This window comes from Dyella ginsengisoli LA-4 (assembly GCF_000334915.1).
GTDB lineage: Bacteria > Pseudomonadota > Gammaproteobacteria > Xanthomonadales > Rhodanobacteraceae > Dyella_A > Dyella_A ginsengisoli_A.
The window spans coordinates 1-17,060 of sequence record NZ_AMSF01000098.1 but is presented as its reverse complement, the minus strand read 5'-3'; the positions used below and the strand labels follow the sequence as shown (position 1 = coordinate 17,060).

Annotated in this window: 16 protein-coding genes; 15 read left to right on the top strand and 1 reads right to left on the bottom strand. The window is 71.0% G+C overall.

Annotated features, from left to right (window positions below):
* The first annotated feature begins 39 nt into the window (after positions 1-39).
* The 3 genes from C693_RS0120440 to C693_RS0120430 all read left to right on the top strand — a co-directional run bounded on the left by C693_RS0120440 (position 40) and on the right by C693_RS0120430 (position 1,933).
* Positions 40-846 carry a universal stress protein gene (locus C693_RS0120440; RefSeq protein WP_017464144.1) on the top strand — a complete coding sequence of 269 codons (807 nt, stop codon included), beginning with the start codon at positions 40-42 and terminating at the stop codon, positions 844-846.
* Positions 847-1,028: 182 nt separating this feature from the next.
* Positions 1,029-1,385 (top strand): HPF/RaiA family ribosome-associated protein, encoded by a 357-nt coding sequence (locus tag C693_RS23935; protein ID WP_017464143.1) that lies wholly within the window; start codon positions 1,029-1,031, stop codon positions 1,383-1,385.
* 104 nt (positions 1,386-1,489) lie between these two features.
* Positions 1,490-1,933: a host attachment protein gene (locus C693_RS0120430; RefSeq protein ID WP_017464142.1), complete on the top strand. Its 444-nt coding sequence runs from the start codon at positions 1,490-1,492 to the stop codon at positions 1,931-1,933.
* A gap of 51 nt (positions 1,934-1,984) precedes the next feature.
* On the opposite strand, the gene C693_RS0120425 is transcribed toward C693_RS0120430, so the two are convergent.
* The gene (locus tag C693_RS0120425; RefSeq protein ID WP_017464141.1) at positions 1,985-2,446 is read right to left on the bottom strand and encodes an Hsp20/alpha crystallin family protein; all 462 of its coding nucleotides are present in this window, start codon (positions 2,444-2,446) and stop codon (positions 1,985-1,987) included.
* 241 nt (positions 2,447-2,687) lie between these two features.
* Here C693_RS0120425 and C693_RS0120420 point away from each other — a divergent pair, with 241 nt between their 5' ends.
* The 12 genes from C693_RS0120420 to C693_RS24080 all read left to right on the top strand — a co-directional run.
* Positions 2,688-3,341: a 2Fe-2S iron-sulfur cluster-binding protein gene (locus C693_RS0120420; protein WP_017464140.1), complete on the top strand. Its 654-nt coding sequence runs from the start codon at positions 2,688-2,690 to the stop codon at positions 3,339-3,341.
* A 10-nt stretch (positions 3,342-3,351) separates the two neighbouring features.
* The gene (locus C693_RS0120415) at positions 3,352-4,353 is read left to right on the top strand and encodes an FAD binding domain-containing protein (protein WP_017464139.1); all 1,002 of its coding nucleotides are present in this window, start codon (positions 3,352-3,354) and stop codon (positions 4,351-4,353) included.
* Between the two features lie 23 nt (positions 4,354-4,376).
* On the top strand, positions 4,377-6,599 hold the full coding sequence (locus tag C693_RS0120410) for a xanthine dehydrogenase family protein molybdopterin-binding subunit (RefSeq protein ID WP_017464138.1): 2,223 nt from the start codon (positions 4,377-4,379) through the stop codon (positions 6,597-6,599).
* Between the two features lie 778 nt (positions 6,600-7,377).
* Positions 7,378-8,865 (top strand): phage tail sheath subtilisin-like domain-containing protein, encoded by a 1,488-nt coding sequence (locus C693_RS0120405; RefSeq protein WP_017464137.1) that lies wholly within the window; start codon positions 7,378-7,380, stop codon positions 8,863-8,865.
* Between the two features lie 12 nt (positions 8,866-8,877).
* Positions 8,878-9,402, top strand: a complete 525-nt coding sequence (locus C693_RS0120400; RefSeq protein WP_017464136.1) for a phage tail protein — start codon at positions 8,878-8,880, stop codon at positions 9,400-9,402.
* Positions 9,402-10,082, top strand: a complete 681-nt coding sequence (locus C693_RS22360; protein WP_017464135.1) for a hypothetical protein — start codon at positions 9,402-9,404, stop codon at positions 10,080-10,082. The genes C693_RS0120400 and C693_RS22360 overlap by 1 nt, the downstream gene beginning before the upstream one ends.
* 4 nt (positions 10,083-10,086) lie before the next feature.
* On the top strand, positions 10,087-10,782 hold the full coding sequence (locus tag C693_RS0120390) for a hypothetical protein (protein ID WP_026107591.1): 696 nt from the start codon (positions 10,087-10,089) through the stop codon (positions 10,780-10,782).
* Entirely contained in the window at positions 10,779-12,128 is a 1,350-nt protein-coding gene (locus C693_RS0120385) for a DUF4255 domain-containing protein (RefSeq protein WP_017464134.1), read from the top strand. The genes C693_RS0120390 and C693_RS0120385 overlap by 4 nt, the downstream gene beginning before the upstream one ends.
* Positions 12,125-14,056, top strand: a complete 1,932-nt coding sequence (locus C693_RS0120380) for an ATP-binding protein (RefSeq protein ID WP_017464133.1) — start codon at positions 12,125-12,127, stop codon at positions 14,054-14,056. Before C693_RS0120385 ends, C693_RS0120380 begins: the two co-directional genes overlap by 4 nt.
* Positions 14,053-14,295 (top strand): hypothetical protein, encoded by a 243-nt coding sequence (locus C693_RS0120375; RefSeq protein ID WP_017464132.1) that lies wholly within the window; start codon positions 14,053-14,055, stop codon positions 14,293-14,295. Before C693_RS0120380 ends, C693_RS0120375 begins: the two co-directional genes overlap by 4 nt.
* Positions 14,292-16,430: a DUF4157 domain-containing protein gene (locus C693_RS22815; protein WP_017464131.1), complete on the top strand. Its 2,139-nt coding sequence runs from the start codon at positions 14,292-14,294 to the stop codon at positions 16,428-16,430. The genes C693_RS0120375 and C693_RS22815 overlap by 4 nt, the downstream gene beginning before the upstream one ends.
* Positions 16,427-17,060 (top strand): DUF4157 domain-containing protein (locus C693_RS24080; RefSeq protein ID WP_198506915.1); only part of this gene is annotated, 634 nt, incomplete at its 3' end. The genes C693_RS22815 and C693_RS24080, both read left to right, overlap by 4 nt.

The window sequence follows — 17,060 nt, the reverse complement described above, 5'->3', positions numbered from 1 at the left end:
TCCGGCGCTCTGCGCAGCCGGCTTTGCGAGGGGCATCAGGTGCGCGACATCGTCGTCCACAGCCCGGACTTCCGGCATTGGCCAGCCGCCGTGCGTTACGCCGCCCAACTCGCCGCGGACACCCACGCCGGGCTGACCGGCCTGTACGTCGCCGCGCCGAGCCCGTCCCTGTCCGGCCCGCCGCAACTGATGCAGGAGGTGCTTGCCTACGCTCAGGACGAACTCCAGCAGGCGATGCTCGCCGGACCGGCCTTCGCCACCTGGGCGGCGACGCTCGGCGTGCGCGAAGCGCGCTGGCAGGTCGCTCAGGGGCCGGCGGCGGATGCGCTGGTGCTGGCGGGCCAATGGAGCGACGTGGTGATCCTGCAGGGCAACGTGCCGCCCTGTTCCATCGAAGAGCGCCCGGTGCTGGAGACCCTGCTGTCCGGTGTGGCCTGCATCCTGGTTCCCTCTGCCGGCTTCTCGCCCGGTCGCGTGGCTCGCGCCGTGGTGGCCTGGGACGGCAGCCCCGCGTCGAATCGCGCCCTGCATGGCGCCCTGCCGTTGCTGGTCGCCGCGACCACGGTCGCCCTGCTGCAGCCGCCGCCGGAGCGGCGGTCCGCCCCCCCGCTGTTCGACCCGGCCGCGCACCTGCGGGCGCACGGCGTGAACGTCACCCGCCTCCAGACCGTGACCGAAGCCGATGAGGATACCGGCGAACAACTGCTGGCCATCGCCGCCGACGAACGGGCCGACCTGCTGGTGCTCGGCGCCAGCGGATGCCGGCGTCCTGGCGGCTGCAGTTTCGGTGCCACCACACGGGTGGTGCTGTCGCGCAGCCATCTGCCGCTCTATCTCCGGCACTAGCGCGGCGTCACCGACGTGGCCCGGATGGCCCGGCGTCGACCGGCATCAAAGGCCCGCGCGGGGGAACCCGGGCCACCGGCATCGCCACCCGCCGCTCGTGGCAAGAGGCTGATCTGGATCAAACCGCGCGCCGCGCGCGGCCCCAGCATGGTGGGGCGACCCGACGACGTGGAGTCCCCGTCATGAGTTTCCTGATCGAAGTGAGCTTCCTCGACATGCGGCCGTCCAAGGCGCTGTACGAAGACATATCGCGCCACGCGCTGCAACTGGAACACTTCGCTCCCACGCTGACCGACTGCCGGATCACGGTGCGCCACGCCGAGGCGCGCCACCGCAGCGGACACCACTATCGCGTGCAGGCCCAGGTGAGCCTGCCCGGCGCCCAGTTCGAGGCCAGACGCGAGACCGGCAACGACACCCATGCCGACGTCCACGTGGCGGTGCGCGACACCTTTGCCGCGCTGCGGCGCCAACTGCAGGACTTCCTGCGCGTGCGCCGCGGCGAGGTGAAGCACCACGAGCGACCCGATGCACGATGAAGGCCGGCGCGCGCCTGGCCATTGATGCAGGTCAAGTGGCGCGGCCGACCCCGCACCTAGCATCGGGACACCCCATCTCATTGGCCCGAAGGGCGGGAGGCAACATGGCATCGACCTGGATTCTGGTGGCGGATGCCGCCCGCGCGAGGGTGTTCGAGTCCGACCGGCGTGGCGGCCCGTGGACGGTGGTGTCGTGCCTTGCCAATCCGGATGGAAGGGCTCCGGGCCGCGATGCCACCACCGAGCGTGCGCCACGCACCATGGAGAGCGTCGGCTCGGCGCGGCATGCGATCGAACCGCACACCAGCCTGCGCGACAAGAGCAGCGAGCGCTTCGCGCGCATGCTGCGCGACGAACTGGAACGCGGCTGCACGGAACGCCGCTGCGAACAACTGGTGCTGGTTGCCCCGCCGCGCTTCCTCGGCACCCTGCACGGCGTGCTGGACAAGGCGCTGCGCGAGCGCGTCAGCGGCGAGTTGCACAACGACTTCACCGCGCTGGAGGAGCTCGATGTCCGCGAACGCGTACTGCGGGAACTGAGCGTCTGACCAGCGTCGACGGCGGACGCATCGCAGAAGGCGATGCGTCCGTCCCGAGCCTCAGCTCACCATGACGCGGTGGCTGCTGCTGTTGCTCTTCTTCGGCAGGGTGAGCGTGAGAACGCCTCCCTGGTAACGCGCATCCGCCTTGTCGCTGTCCACCTCGGCCGGCAGGCCGAAGGAGCGATAGACCCGCCCGACGTAGCGCTCGTTGACGAGGGTGTGTTCGTTTTCCTTTTTCTCGCTGCTGTGCCGGGACTCCGCGCTGATGGTGACCTGGCCACCATCCACCGAGATCTCGATGTCATTCTTGTCGACGCCCGGGATGTCGGCCTTGACCACGTAGGCGTCGTCCTTTTCGATCACGTCCAGGCGCATGTCGGGGACCATGTCCACGTCGCGCCAGAACGGGCGATTGGCCATCGAGCGGAACACGTCGTCGATGCCGCCAAGCGGGAAACCGGCCAGCGGATCGATGCGCGGCGAGCTCTTGAAGGGGTTCCAGTGTGTGAGGGTGCTCATGGTGTGTACCTCCGGGTAAGCGCAGCAGAACGGTGGCGCGACCGCGCCACAGGACACTCTGCGTCCGCCGCGATGCCCCGGGCTTGATGCCGATCAAGCTTGCGTGTCGGACACGCGACGCAAATTCGTGCTGCCGGAGAGCCGCGCCGGGTGTACCGTTCACGGGTTGCTTCGTCGCCCGTTGTCGCCTGGCGCCGCTGCCATCCTGCCGGCGTCTGCCGCTTTCCGGAGGTAAGACCGCATGTCCCAGCGCAATCCGCCCCAGCCGCCCGCGGGCGATGCTCCCGCTCCCGCCGTATCGATCAGCCGCCGCGGCTTCCTGCAGATGGTCGGCGTCACCGGCGCCGCCTCCACCCTCGGCCTCGGCGGCCACGCCCTGGCAGCGACCGCGATGGCGCACCTGCCGCCGGACGCGCCGGGCAAGGAGGGCGACGGCACGGTCACGGTGAAGCTCACCGTCAACGGCCAGCCGCGCACGCTCACCGTCGATCCGCGCACCACCCTGCTCGACGCCCTGCGCGAGCACTTCGCGCTCACCGGCACCAAGAAGGGCTGCGACCACGGCCAGTGCGGCGCCTGCACGGTGCACGTCAACGGCCGCCGGGTGAACGCCTGCCTCAGCCTGCTGGCGATGCACGAGGGTGACCAGGTCACCACCATCGAGGGCCTCGGCGCGCCCGGGCGGCTGCACCCGATGCAGCAGGCCTTCCTCGAGCACGACGGCTACCAGTGCGGCTACTGCACCTCCGGCCAGATCATGTCGGCGGTGGCGATGCTGGACGAACCCTGGGGCCCGGACGACGCGGCCATGAAGGAGGCGATGGCCGGCAACATCTGCCGCTGCGGCGCCTATCCGAACATCCACGCCGCGATCCGGCAGGTCCGCAAGGGCTGAGGGGGACACCATGCAGGCCTTCACCTTCCTCCGCGCCACCGACGCCCGCCAGGCGATCGACGCCGGCGCCCGTTCCCCCACCGCCCAGCAGGGCGCCAGCGTACGCTTCGTCGCCGGCGGCACCACCCTGCTCGACCTGATGAAGCTGCACGTGGAAACGCCGCAGCAGGTGGTGGACATCAACCACCTGCCGCTGGACCGCATCGAGCGCACGCCCGACGGTGGCCTGAAGATCGGCGCGCTGGCGCGCAACAGCGACGTGGCCAACCACGCCGAGGTGCAGCGCGACTACGCGGTGCTGTCGCAGGCGCTGCTGGCCGGCGCCTCGGCGCAGCTGCGCAACATGGCCACCACCGGCGGCAACCTGCTGCAGCGCACGCGCTGCATGTACTTCCGCGACGAGCACATGCCCTGCAACAAGCGCCAGCCCGGCAGCGGCTGCCCGGCGATCGGCGGCGCCAACCGCACGCTGGCGATCCTGGGCGCCAGCGAACACTGCATCGCCACCAACCCCAGCGACCAGAACGTGGCGCTGGCCGCGCTGGAGGCACGCATCGCGATCCACGGCGCGCACGGCGAGCGCGTCGTGCCGATCGCGGATTTCTTCCTGCTGCCGGGCGACACGCCCGACCGCGAGACGGTGATGCAGCCGGGCGACCTGATCACCCACGTGCTGCTGCCGCCGCCGAAGGCCGGCACGCGCTCGCACTATCTCAAGCTGCGCGACCGCGCCTCGTACGAGTTCGCGCTGGCCTCGGCCGCGGTGGTGCTGGGCGTGGACGGCGGGCGCATCCATCACGCCCGCGTCGCGCTTGGCGGGGTCGGCACGCGCCCCTGGCGCGCGCCCGAAGCCGAGCAGTCCCTGCTCGGCCAGCCCGCCACGCCGGCCAGCTTCGCCGCGGCCGCGACCGCGGCGCTGCGCGACGCCCGCCCGCAGAGCGAGAACGGCTTCAAGGTGGAGCTGGCCCGCCGCTGCCTGGTGCACGCCCTCACCACCGTGGCCACCGCCTGAGCGCCCCGCGAGGAGAACCGACCATGTCCCCCGACGCCACCTCCACCCGGCCCGCCATCGGCGCCTCCATCCCGCGCGTGGACGGCCCGCTGAAAGTCAGCGGTCGCGCCACCTACAGTTCCGACCACCACTTCCCCGGCCTGCTCTACGCGGTGCCGGTGGGCGCGACCATCGCCCGTGGCGAGATCGCCGCCATCGACGACTCTGCCGCCGCGGCCATGCCCGGCGTGCGCAAGGTCTACACCCGCGCCAACATCGGCACGTTCTACAAGCCCGGCAAGTCCGGGATGATCGACGAGAGCCGGCCACCGTTCGAGGACGACACCGTCCACTACTACGGCCAGTACGTGGCGCTGGTGGTGGCCGACACCTTCGAGCAGGCCACCGCCGCGGCCCGCGCGGTGAAGGTGGATTACCGCAACGTCGCCCCGCCGGACGTGCGCCTGGCGTTGAGTCCGGAGGAAAACCAGACCACCGATTCGGAACGCGGCCACGTCGACGCGGCCCTGGCCAGCGCCCCGGTGACGGTCGACCAGACCTACACCACGCCGCCGGAAACCCACAATCCGATCGAGCTGCACGCCAGCGTGGCGGTGTGGGACGGCAAGGCGTTCACGCTGTACGAGACCACCCAGTCGATCATGAACCACCGCGCGGTGATGGCGCAGATGCTCGGCGTGCCGAAGGAGAACGTGCGGATCGTCACCGAGTTCCTCGGCTCCGGCTTCGGCGGCAAGCTGTGGCCCTGGCCGCATGCCCTGCTCGCCGCCGCCGCGGCGCGCGACCTCGGCAAGCCGGTGAAACTGGTGGTGACGCGCCAGATGATGTTCCACAACGTCGGCCACCGCACCAACACCCAGCAGCGCGTGCGGTTGGGCGCGAACCACGACGGCAAGCTGGTCGCGCTGCGCCAGGATTTCATCTACCGCACCTCGCGCATCGACGACTCCAAGGAAGACTGCGGCGAGGTCACCGGTTTTCTCTATTCCACGCCCAACCTCAAGGTCACCAGCGCCCGCGCCCGCCGCGACATCGCACCGAACACCGCCATGCGCGGCCCCGGCGCGGTGCCGGGCCTGTTCGCGATCGAGTCGGCGATGGACGAGCTGGCGCTGGCGCTGAAGATCGACCCGGTGGAACTGCGCCTGCGCAACGAGCCGGCCATCGACGAGAGCCTCGGCATCCCGTTCTCCTCGCGCCACATGAAGGAGTGCCTGACCCGCGGCGCCGAGCACTTCGGCTGGTCGCGGCGCAACCCGGCGACCGGGTCGATGCGGCAAGACGGTGTGGTGCTCGGCTGGGGCATGGCGGCCTGCGCGTGGATGGCGCAGCGGCTCGACGCGGAGGTGTCGCTGCTGCTCAATGCCGACGGCAGCGTGCGCGTGGCCAGCGGCACGCAGGACATCGGCACCGGCACCTACACCATGCTGGCGCAGATGGTGGCGTACGACCTGGGCGTGCCGATCGAGCGCATCCAGGTGGTGATCGGCGACAGCGCGCTGCCGCCGGGGCCGCTCTCCGGCGGCTCGATGGTCACCGGCTCGCTGGTGCCGGCGGTGGCGCAGGCCGCGGCCGACGCGGTGCAGCAGCTGCTGGACACTGCCGCCGGCCACGGACCGTTCGTCGGGGCGAAAGCCGAACAACTCGCCTTCACCGAGGGCCGCGTGCACCTGCGCAGCGGCACGCCGGCCGACGGCGTGCCGTTCGCCGACATCCTGAAGCAGGCGCGGCTGGCGCACGTCGAGGGCAAGGGCAAGTCGCGCAACACCTTCGGCGACAAGGAGGCGAAGAAGTTCTCCATGCACTCCTACGGCGCGCACTTCGTCGAAGTGACCTGGGATCCGGCCATCGCCCGGCTGCGGGTCAGCCGCGTGGTCACCGCGATCGACGCCGGGCGCATCCTCAACCCGCTCACCGGGCGCAACCAGATCGAGGGTGCGATCGCGATGGGCGTGGGCATGGCGCTGTTCGAGGACACCCGCTACGAGCCGCTGCACGGCAAGGCGATCAACAGCAACCTGGCCGACTACATCATGACCACCCACGCCGACATGCCGGACGTGGACGTGCTGTTCCTCGACTACCCCGATACGAAGCTCAACGCGCTCGGCGCACGCGGCATCGGCGAGATCGGCCTGGCCGGCGTGGCCCCGGCGATCGCCAACGCGGTGCACCACGCCACCGGCGTGCGCGTGCGCGAGCTGCCGGTGAAGATCGAGGACCTGCTGGCCTCGCACGTGGTCTAGCTGCGGCGCTCAGGGCGATGACTCCCTCCTGGTCGGGGGAGTTGCCTGTCACCCGTTTCGGGCCCTGTGCCGAACGGCGCCGCCGCCAGGCGTGGCGCGCCGCCGGTCGCGCCGGGCGGCCTGGCCGTCCGCGGTGCCCGATCGACCGTGCGTGGCAGGTCACGCAACCGCGGTCTGGGCGACGCATCCGTCGCGCCCGACCACCGCCGGCAGGCGGCCAACAATCGGGCTGCCCGACGGCGATGAAGCCGCGCGACCCCACTCGCCGCATCGGACTCAGGGACCGCAGCGGCCACCGAACGGCCGGCCGCATCAGCCCGGCCTCGACTCACTGCAAGAACGGGACACTCCACGTCGCGCCAGGCCTGCGGGTATCACCCGCACCCGCGCGGGAACGCTGCACCCACGCGGGTGGGTCCAGGCGTACCCGCCTGCGCCCTGCTTCCGGGTCCGCGAATACCCGGCCACGTTACTTGCTGTCATGGGCGGCGAGGACGCGTCGCGCGCTCCGGCACGGGCCGCACACCGCAAGAGCATGCGCCTTCGCGCCGAACGGGGGGATCGTCCAGGCGATGCCCGGCACGCGCCGTACGCGTGGCACGGCTATTGCGACAGCAGGGCTCGTTGCACTGCCCCACCTGCCCGACGGCAACCATGCGATCCGGCCGCATGGCCCTGCCAGTGGCGGATGCCGCTGCATCCTGGATGGCGCGATCGGTCATCGCGGCAGGGACGCGGCGGCAGCGGATCCGAATTTCCTCTGCCAAGGAGCGATCTCATGCCAGCTTCCCTCACCTACCCCGGGGTCTATGTCCAGGAGGCGTCCAGCGGTGTACGCACCATCACCGGGGTGGCGACGTCGATCGCCTTGTTCATCGGCTGGGCGGCACGAGGGCCGGTCGACCGCGCGGTGCGCATCGCCAGCTTCGCGGACTACGAGCGCTACTACGGCGGCCTGGATACGCGAACCTATCTCGGATACGCCGTCCAGCAGTTCTTCGACAACGGTGGCTCCGATGCCTACGTGCTGCGGGTGGCCGACGCCGGAGCGAAAACCACCAAGGGCAGCACCGGCAACCTGAGTTTCAGCGCCAGCTCGCCGGGCCAGTGGGCGAACGGCTACGGCATCGCCATTACCCTGCGCGCCGACGACGTCACGCGGTTCCGTCTTCAGGTGCTCAGCGATAGCGCCGACGCCACGTCGGTGGTGGAGACGTTCGAGAACCTGTCGATGACCGCTACCGACCCACGCTTCGTCAAGAACGTGATCAACGGCCGTTCGCTTTACATCAGCGCGGATACCAGCGGATCGACCACGCCCGCCGCCGGCACCACACCGCTGAAGAGCGTGCAGGCCGGCACCGACGGCGCACAGTGGTCCGCGGCCGACGCGGCGTTCCGCACCGCGGTGACCGCCAGCTTCGCCACCGGCGGCGTGATCGACCGCATCGACCTGTTCAATCTGGTTTGCGTGCCGGGGCTGACCGACGCCGGCACGATCTCCACGCTGCAGGGCAAGTGCAAGGCACGTCGCGCCTTTCTGCTGGTGGATGCCCCGGAGGGCACGACCGTCGGCAACATGCCTGCGGCGCTCACCGGCATGACCGGCTCGGACGCCAGCTATGCCGCCATCTACTATCCGTGGGTGCGTGCCCCCGACCCGTTGCGCCAGGGCGCCTTGGCCAGTTTTCCGCCGTGCGGCTACGTGGCCGGGGTCTACGCCCGCACCGACGGCGCCCGCGGCGTGTGGAAGGCCCCGGCCGGCGCGGATGCCAGCGTCAACGGTGCCGCATCGCTGGAGCTCTCCATGAGCGATGCGGAGAACGGCCAACTCAATCCGCTCGGCATCAACTGCCTGCGCAATCTACCGGTGTACGGCTCGGTGGTCTGGGGCGCACGCACCCTGCAGGGCAACGATGCGCGCGCCTCGGAGTGGAAATACATCCCGGTGCGCCGGATGGCGCTGTTCCTGGAGGAGAGCCTGTACCGGGGCACGCAGTGGGTGGTGTTCGAGCCGAACGACGAACCGCTGTGGGCACAGATCCGGCTCAACGTCGGTGCCTTCATGCAGAACCTGTTCCGCCAGGGCGCGTTCCAGGGGCGTTCGGCGCGCGAGGCCTACTTCGTCAAGTGCGACCGCGAGACCACCACGCAGAACGACATCAACCTGGGGATCGTCAACATCCACGTCGGCTTCGCTCCGCTGAAGCCGGCCGAGTTCGTGGTGATCCGTCTGCAGCAGATCGCCGGCGACATTGCCGTCTGAGGAGCGAGAGACATGGCCCAGTTTTCCGTCAACCCGCAGCGCTTCGATCCATACAAGAACTTCAAGTTCAGGCTCAAGTGGGACGGTCGCTACGTCGCCGGCGTGAGCAAGTGCTCGGCGCTCAAGCGCAGCACCGAAGTGGTGGAGCACCGCGAAGGCGGCGACCCCAGCACGTCGCGCAAGTCGCCCGGGCGCACCAAGTACGAGGCCGTCACGCTGGAGCGCGGCGTCACCCACGACACCGAGTTCGAGAAGTGGGCCAACCGCGTCTGGAACTTCGGCTCCGGTCTGGGGCTGGAGAGTTCGCTGTCGAACTTCCGCAAGGACGTGCTGCTGGAGGTCTACAACGAGGCGGGCCAGCTGGTGCTGGCGTACCGGATCTTCCGCTGCTGGGTGTCCGAGTACCAGGCGCTGCCCGACCTGGACGCCAATGCGAACGCAGTGGCGATCCAGACGCTGAAACTCGAAAACGAAGGCTGGGAGCGCGACTACGACGTGGTCGAACCGGCCGAACCGTCCTTCACCGAGCCGGCCTAATGCGGATCGCTCCCGAATCGGCCCTGGAGCTGTGGGAGTGCGTCGTCCATCGCCCTCCCGCGCAGCGCGACATGGCGCTGCTGGGTGCCATGCCCCGCTCGCTGACCGAGCGGAACGCGCTGGCGCTGCAGCGCTATGCGGCGCTGGTCGGCGCGTCAGCGGAGCTGCTGGGGCGCTGCCCGGAATGTGACCTCACGGTGGAGTTCGCCATCGACGTCCAGGCCTGCAGACACGGCCTGATGCACGAGCGCGGCGAGGACACCTGGCAACAAGTCGAGGCGGACGGCGCGTCCTGGCGCTTTCGATTGCCGGTGCCGTCCGACCTTTACGCGCTCGAGTCGATCGACGACGACCTGGCGTTTGCCCGGGCCCTGCTCGGCCGCTGCGTCGAGGGCGGCACGCCCGCCTCGCTGCCGGCATGCGAGGCGATCAGTCGCCGCATCGAAGAACTGGCGCCCGGTGCCGGGCTCCATTTCGCGCTGACCTGTCCGGCATGCGGACACGGATGGAACGCCCCGCTCGATCCGGTGGAGCTGCTGTGGCGCGAACTGCGCGACGTCGCCGAACAACTGCTCGCGCAGATCGGCGTTCTGGCCAGTCGCTGGGGCTGGAGCGAGAGCGACATCCTGCGGCTGAGCCCGATCCGGCGCGCCGCCTACCTGCAGCTGGCCGGAGCCTGAAGCGGTGCCCGACTTCCTGCGCCTGCTGACCCCACGCCACCACGATGCGCTGCGCCCGGCTGCGCCGCTGCGCCGGCTGGCCACGCCCTCCCTGATCGATGCGGATCCGGACCCGCTGGCGCCGTCCGGAGAGAGGCCGGCCGCATCGGCGGCGTGGCGATCGGAGCAGCACCACCGGACCCCACCCACCACTGCCCCGGTCGCGCGGGCCGCGCACGCGAGCGAACCGATGCCGGCTGCGGCGAAGCGCCCGATCACGGCGGCTCCCGACGCGCCGCTGAGCGACCGCGTCGTCGACTCGCCGGCACCGACGGCGCGGGAGTCCGTCGTCGCATTGCAGCTCGACGCGGATGTCCTGCCCCCATTGCCACTGGCCCGGCCGGATGCCCGCGCCGCACAGGCGGTCGGCGAGGTCCAGTCGCCGCTCGATCCACGGCAGGTGTCGCCCCCGCTGCCGTCCACCTACACCGGGCACGCCCGGCAGGTTCCGGCGGGGGCGCCGCTGTCGTCCGCCACCGTGGCGCTGTATGCCGGGGCGGATGACCAACGCAGCACGGCCCCCGTCGTCCACGTCAGCATCGACCGTATCGAGGTGCGGGCTCCGCATGGTCCGAAGCCTGCCACCACGACACGGCGGCGGACACCGCCGGCGCAGAGCCTGGGCGACTACCTGCACGGTCGCGAGAGGGATCGGCCATGAGTTCGCCGCTTGCCATCGGCGCGGTCAGCGCGGTGCTGCGCAACCTGCTGGACAACGGCATGATCGAGGCCGGCAGCGCGGTCGGCACCACGGTCAACGTCAGCGCCGTCGCTCCGGACACCATCGACCTGGAGGACGCCGAGGCGCCGCCGCGGCTCAACCTGTTCCTGCACCAGGTCACCCCGAACGCCGCCTGGCGCAACGCCGCGATGCCCTCGCGCAACGCCGCCGGCGAGCGCCAGAGCAACGCCCCGCTGGCGGTCGACCTGCACTACGTGCTCACCGCCTACGGTCGCACCGACTTCCACGCCGAGATCCTGCTCGGCTACGCCATGCACCTGCTGCACGAGCGCCCGTGGCTGGACCGTGCCTCGATCCGTCGCGCGCTGGACCCCAGCCCGCTGGATGTGAGCATGCTGCCGCCGGCATTCCAGGCGCTGGCGGCATCGGACCTGGCCGACCAGGTCGAGTCGATCAAGATCACCCAGGCCGCACTCGGTATCGACGAAATGAGCAAGCTGTGGTCGGCGATCCAGAGCCACTATCGGCCGTCGGCGGCGTACATGGTGTCGGTGCTGCTGATCGAGGGCACGCATCCGGCACGACTGCCGCTGCCGGTGCTCTCGCGCGGCACGGTCGACCCCGCCACCCAGCGCGACGCCGGCGTCCAGGTCCATCCGGACCTGCTGCCTGCGACCCCGACCCTGTTTGCCGCCACGCCGCCGCACAGCCAGAAGACCGCGCGGCTCGGCGAGACGGTGGAGGTCACTGGCATTCGCCTCAACGGCACCGGTGCGACCGCGCGGCTGATGCATCGCCTGCTGGAAGACCCACTGGAGATCGCGATCGCTCCCAACGCGACCGGCACCGGCTTCAGCCTGTCGCTGCCCAATGACGGCCCCGCGCAAGCCGCGCTGCCGGCCGGCGCCTGGCAACTGAGCGTGCGGCTGACTCCCGACAGCGAACTGCACCCGCGCGAGACCAATGCGATACCGCTGCTGCTCAGTGCCGCCCCGGTGATCGCCGCGACCGGTGCGCCGCTGAATCTGCCGGCGGCGAGCGTGATCCGAAGCAGTTCACCGGCACGGGTGCGGGTCACCCTCGCCTCCCGTCCCCTCGTGCACCGGGAGCAGATCGCGCTGCTCACCCTGGGCACCGCGCAGAGCACGGCGAATCCGCGTGCCGCGACCGCCGATCCGCTGGTGTTCGACTTCCCCGATGCGCTGGCAGCTGGAACCTACCCGGTGCGCCTGCGCGTCGACGGTGTCGACAGCGAACTGGTGCTGATCGTGCCCGGCCAGGCGCCGGTCTTCGATCCGGCCCAGCAACTGGGGGTGCCGGCATGAATGCCCAGTTGCATGCGGCCATTGGCGAGGCTTCGTGGGCAGAACGCAACCAGCAGTGGCTGGTCGCCCGCATCGCCGACCTGCGCGCACGTATCGAGCAGATGCAGGCCGGCGCAGCACCGGTACCGCCACGCGCCGGCCCGGCAACCGACTTCGTCCCGGCGCTGGACCGCTGCGCGCAGCTGTTCGGCCTGAGCCGCTTCGAGAGCGAATTGCTGCTGCTCTGCGCCGGCGTCGCGCTGGACTCCGGACTGGCCGCCCAGGTGGCGGATGTCACCGGCCACCTCGACGGCGCGCCGAGCTTCTCCATGGCCACGGCGACGCTCGACGACCCGCACTGGGATGCGCTCTCGCCGCAGGCGCCGCTGCGCTTCTGGCAGTTGATCGTTACCTCCGGTGACCAGCTCGTCCGGGGTCCGTTGCGCATCGACGAACGGGTGCTGCATTACCTCACCGCCGTGAGTGCGGTGGACGAGCGCCTCGACGGGCTGGTCGAACCGCTGCGCGCGGACACCGGCGAGGCGGCGTCCGCGCCCTGGCTGGGCGAGGCCGTGGCGACCCTCCACCGCGCGGGAAAAGTGCGACTGGAGCGCGCCGGGGTGCCGATCGCCCAGGAAGACTGGCTGCCCCTGCTCGCGGATGCCGGTCGCAGCGGCCTGCTTGTGCGGCTGCGCGATCTGCCGGAGGACCCCGCCACGCTGGTGCGCACCCTGCGCCTGATCGATCGCGAAGCCGCCTTCGCGTCGGCCCTGTTGATACTGGATTGCGACGGTGCGTCGGCGCGGGCCGGACATGTCTCCGAACAACTGCGCACCATGCAGGTGATCGTCGGTGCCGGTGCCGACACCGGCACCCGCTTGCAGGCCCGGCGGATCGAGCTGCCCGCCTGGACCGCGTCCGGCCAGGCCGGGATGCTCGCCCATCGGGCCGTGGCCCTCGGCACCCCGCTCGACGAAGCGCGCATGCACGAGGCGATCGCCGACAGCTGCGAACAGTTCATGCTCGCCACGCCGCAGTCGCTGGACGATGTGGCCGGCGGACTCGCCACGGCCGGGGACGACCCGGCGCGCATCGCCAAGGCGAGCTGGGCCCTGTTGCGCCGGCACAGCCGGGCCGGGCTGGACGACCTCGCCCAGCGCATCGACTCGACCACCACGCTCGACGACCTGGTGCTTCCGCCCGCGCAGCTGAACCTGCTGCGCGACATCGGCCACCAGCTCCGCCACCAGCGCCAGGTCTATCGCGACTGGGGTTTCGCCACGCGCTCCGGTCGCGGCCTGGGGCTGGCCGCGCTGTTCGCCGGAGAGAGCGGGACCGGCAAGACCATGGCGGCCGAGGCGATCGCCAACGCGGCGGCACTGGATCTTTACCGGATCGACCTGGCCAGCACGGTCAGCAAGTACATCGGCGAGACCGAAAAAAACCTCCGGCGCATCTTCGACCAGGCCGAGCGCGGCGGCTGCGTGCTGCTGTTCGACGAGGCCGATGCGCTGTTCGGCAAGCGCACCGAAGTCAAGGACAGCCACGACCGCTACGCCAATATCGAGGTGGCCTACCTGCTGCAGCGGATCGAGGCCTACCGCGGACTGGTGATCCTCACCACCAACATGAAGAGCGCCCTGGACCGCGCCTTCCTGCGCCGCATCCGCTTCGTGGTGCAGTTCCCGTTTCCCGACGAGCGGGCGCGCGAGGGGCTCTGGCAACGGCAGCTGCCGGATGCCGCTCCGCGCGACGGCGACATCCGCTGGGGCGAGCTGGCACGCCTGCACCTGGCCGGCGGCAACATCCGCAGCGCCACGTTGCATGCGGCCTTCATCGCCGCCCACGAAGGCACCGCGATATCGCAACGGCATCTCACCTGCGCGGCCCACGCCGAGCTGGCCAAGCTGGAACGCAGCACCGGCGTGCGCACGGGAGCGACGTCATGAGCCGGCCCGTGCCCGCCGCGTCGGCGATCCACGTGCACATCCGGCGACTGGTGATCGACGGCGGCGCGCCCGGCTCGCCGGCGGCCGCGGACGATCTGTCTGCGCAGTTGCGCGCGGCGCTGGCGCCGCTGCAGGGGCAGCAGGCACCCGCCCAATGCCCGGGCACCTGGGCCGCGCCCGCAGCGACCGAGGTGGTCGAGCGGGTCCGTGAGGCCTTGCCGGGAGGTGATCGGTCATGAGCCGCCTGGCCCCGCCACAGACCGTGCGCAATATGCCGCCAACGCGGCGCATCCAGCGCGCCTGTGCCTGCGGCGGCCACTGCGACAGCTGCCGCAAGAAGAAGCTGCAACGGCAGGCTGCAGACAACGCCCGCCCCGCATCGTCCGGGCTGACCGGACTGGACCAGGGGGGCGCACCGCTGCCGCGCCGCTGGCGGCAGCAACTGGAGCCGCTGTTCGGCACCAGCCTGGCCGACGTGCGCATCCACGACGACAGCGCCAGCCATCGTGCCGCCCGTGACCTGCACGCCAACGCCTTCACCTGGGGCCAGCACGTCCATTTCGGCGCCGGCCGCTATCGCCCGGACAGCAGTCATGGCCTGCACCTGCTGGCCCACGAGCTGACCCATACCGTGCAGCAGCGCGGCAGCACGCCGGTCGCGGCAACGGATGCGATCGACGTGGATGCACCCGATGCACCGATGGAGCGCGAAGCCGACGCCGCCGCGGACGCCATCCTCGCCGGCCAGCCGATTGCGGTGGCCTCGTCGCCGGGGTCGACGGGGCGGCTGCAGCGCGACGCGATTCCCGGCGAAGCCGAGATCGACCACCCCGACGGCAGCGGTGGCGGCGTGCGCATCCATCGCACCATGCGCGACCGGCCCTGCGACGATCCGCAGCGCGTCGCCCGCACCCAGTCCACGCCCAGCGGCCACGTCTTCGAGTGGGACCAGCAGGCCAACGCCCTCCGCCTGCACTACACGATCTGCCACGGCAGCGTTCGGCTGACCACCGACGGCGACATCGACTACTCGCGGGTGGTGGATGCCGGGCAGCGCCTGCTGCACACCCTGGAAAGCCATCCCGAGGCCGGTGCCACCCTGCCGACGCTGGGCCGCACCGCGATCGATCAGGCCTCGCTCAGTGCCAGCGGCTCGGTCACCCTGACCGTGGACGGTATCCTGCAGGCCAGCGTGTCCGCCCACGCCACCGCCGGCACCGCCGAGCAGGACATCCGCGTGACCGGCCAGCTGCGTATCACCCCGCAGGGGGTCAGCTTCACCATCACCGGCTTCGTCGACGCCTCGCACCGGCCCACGCTCTCCGCGAACCAGTACTCGTTGAACCTGCGGGTGGGCACGCGCTGGTTCGCGGTCAACCTGGGCTACCAACGCGAGGAGAGCACGCCCACCGGCGGACCCACCGACACCCGCCAGACCCTGCACATCGGTGCGGAGATTCCGCTGCCCGACCTGCCGGGACTCAGCGACCTGCAGCTGCGTCCGGGTATCGACATCGACCCGGGCAACGGTCAGCCCCAGCTGGCGCCAGGGCTGTTCGTCCATGGCCGCTTCGGCGGGCCGGACCGGACGCCGCGGGTGGACTGCTATACGTGCACCTGCCCGCCGCCGTTGCCGGAATACGCATGCACGCCGTACGGCCAGCGCGAGGTGGTCGACCGCGCCGCCGATACCCAGCGCCCCGCCCTGCTCTACCAGTACGACAACGCCCAGCCCGCCAACCCCACCGAGTTCAACAGCCAGGTGGCGTCGATCGCCAACCTGGCCGGCCAGGGCTACACGGTCAACTCGATCCGCGGCTATGCCTCGCCCGAAGGTGCGGTGCCGTACAACCAGGCGCTGGGCCTGCGTCGCGCCGAGCAGGCCCGGACGGCCATCTCGAGCCAGTTGCCGGCCACGGCAGGGGCGCTGCCCGCGGCCGAAGGCATCGGCGAACTGCTCGGCGAATCCTCCACGCGGCCGGGCCAGGAAGCCCGCAACAGCGAGCTCACCCGCCAGCTCGTCGCCCAGCTGTCCGGGCTCGGGCCGGACGAACGGCTCGACCTGCTCGGCGTCGAGGGTGCCCGGCGCACCGATCCGATACAGCGTCAGCAGGCGCTGGATGATATCGAGGCCTTCGTGCAAGGGCGCGATGCCCACGGCCGGCGCATCGCCGGACGGGCCCGCTGGGAGCGCGTGTTCCCGTTCCTGCGTCGGGTCGAGGTGGAGCTGCATCGCGACGCCGCGACCCACCACGAGCGCGTGGACCACCCCGAACAGGGCACCGGCTGCAGTGATGCGGACAAGGCCTATATCGACGCCCAGCGCCCGATTCCCGATGCGGCACGGCTGCCCAGGCACAGGTGCGACGAATGAGGGACCACGACCTGCTCCCGTCGCAGAACGAGGCGCAGCGCGCCGACCGCGCCCCCGACGTGCGCCGGGTCGTGGCCGGGTCGGGCTCGCGCCTGCCGGATGCAGTCAACGCGGAGCTTGCCGGTCGCTACGGCCGCGACTTCGGCGATGTCCGTGTCCACGTCGACGAAGAGGCCGGGCGCAGTGCGCTGGCCCTGGGCGCAGAGGCCTACACGGCCGGTCGCGACATTGTCTTCGCCCCCGGCGCGTACCGGCCGGACAGCGTGGCGGGACGACGCCTGATCGCCCACGAGGCCTTCCACGTGCAGCAGGACGGCCATCCGTCAGCGGCCGGTCCCTGGCGGGTGTCGTCACCGGACAGCGCCGGGGAGCACGCGGCCGAACGCGCCTCCGCGACGCCTGGCGCAGCCCCCCGCGACGCAACGGCGGCCACCCGGGACAGCACACCCACCCTCCACCGCTCCCTGCTCGGCTCGATCGTCGGCGGGCTGCTCGGCGGCGGCGCGGGCGCCGGAATCGGCATGGCGGTCGGCTCCCTGCTCGGGCCGGTCGGCATGATCGTGGGCGGCATCGTCGGTGGTGTGGCGGGACTGGTCGGCGGCGCGATCGCCGGCGACATGGCCACCCGCC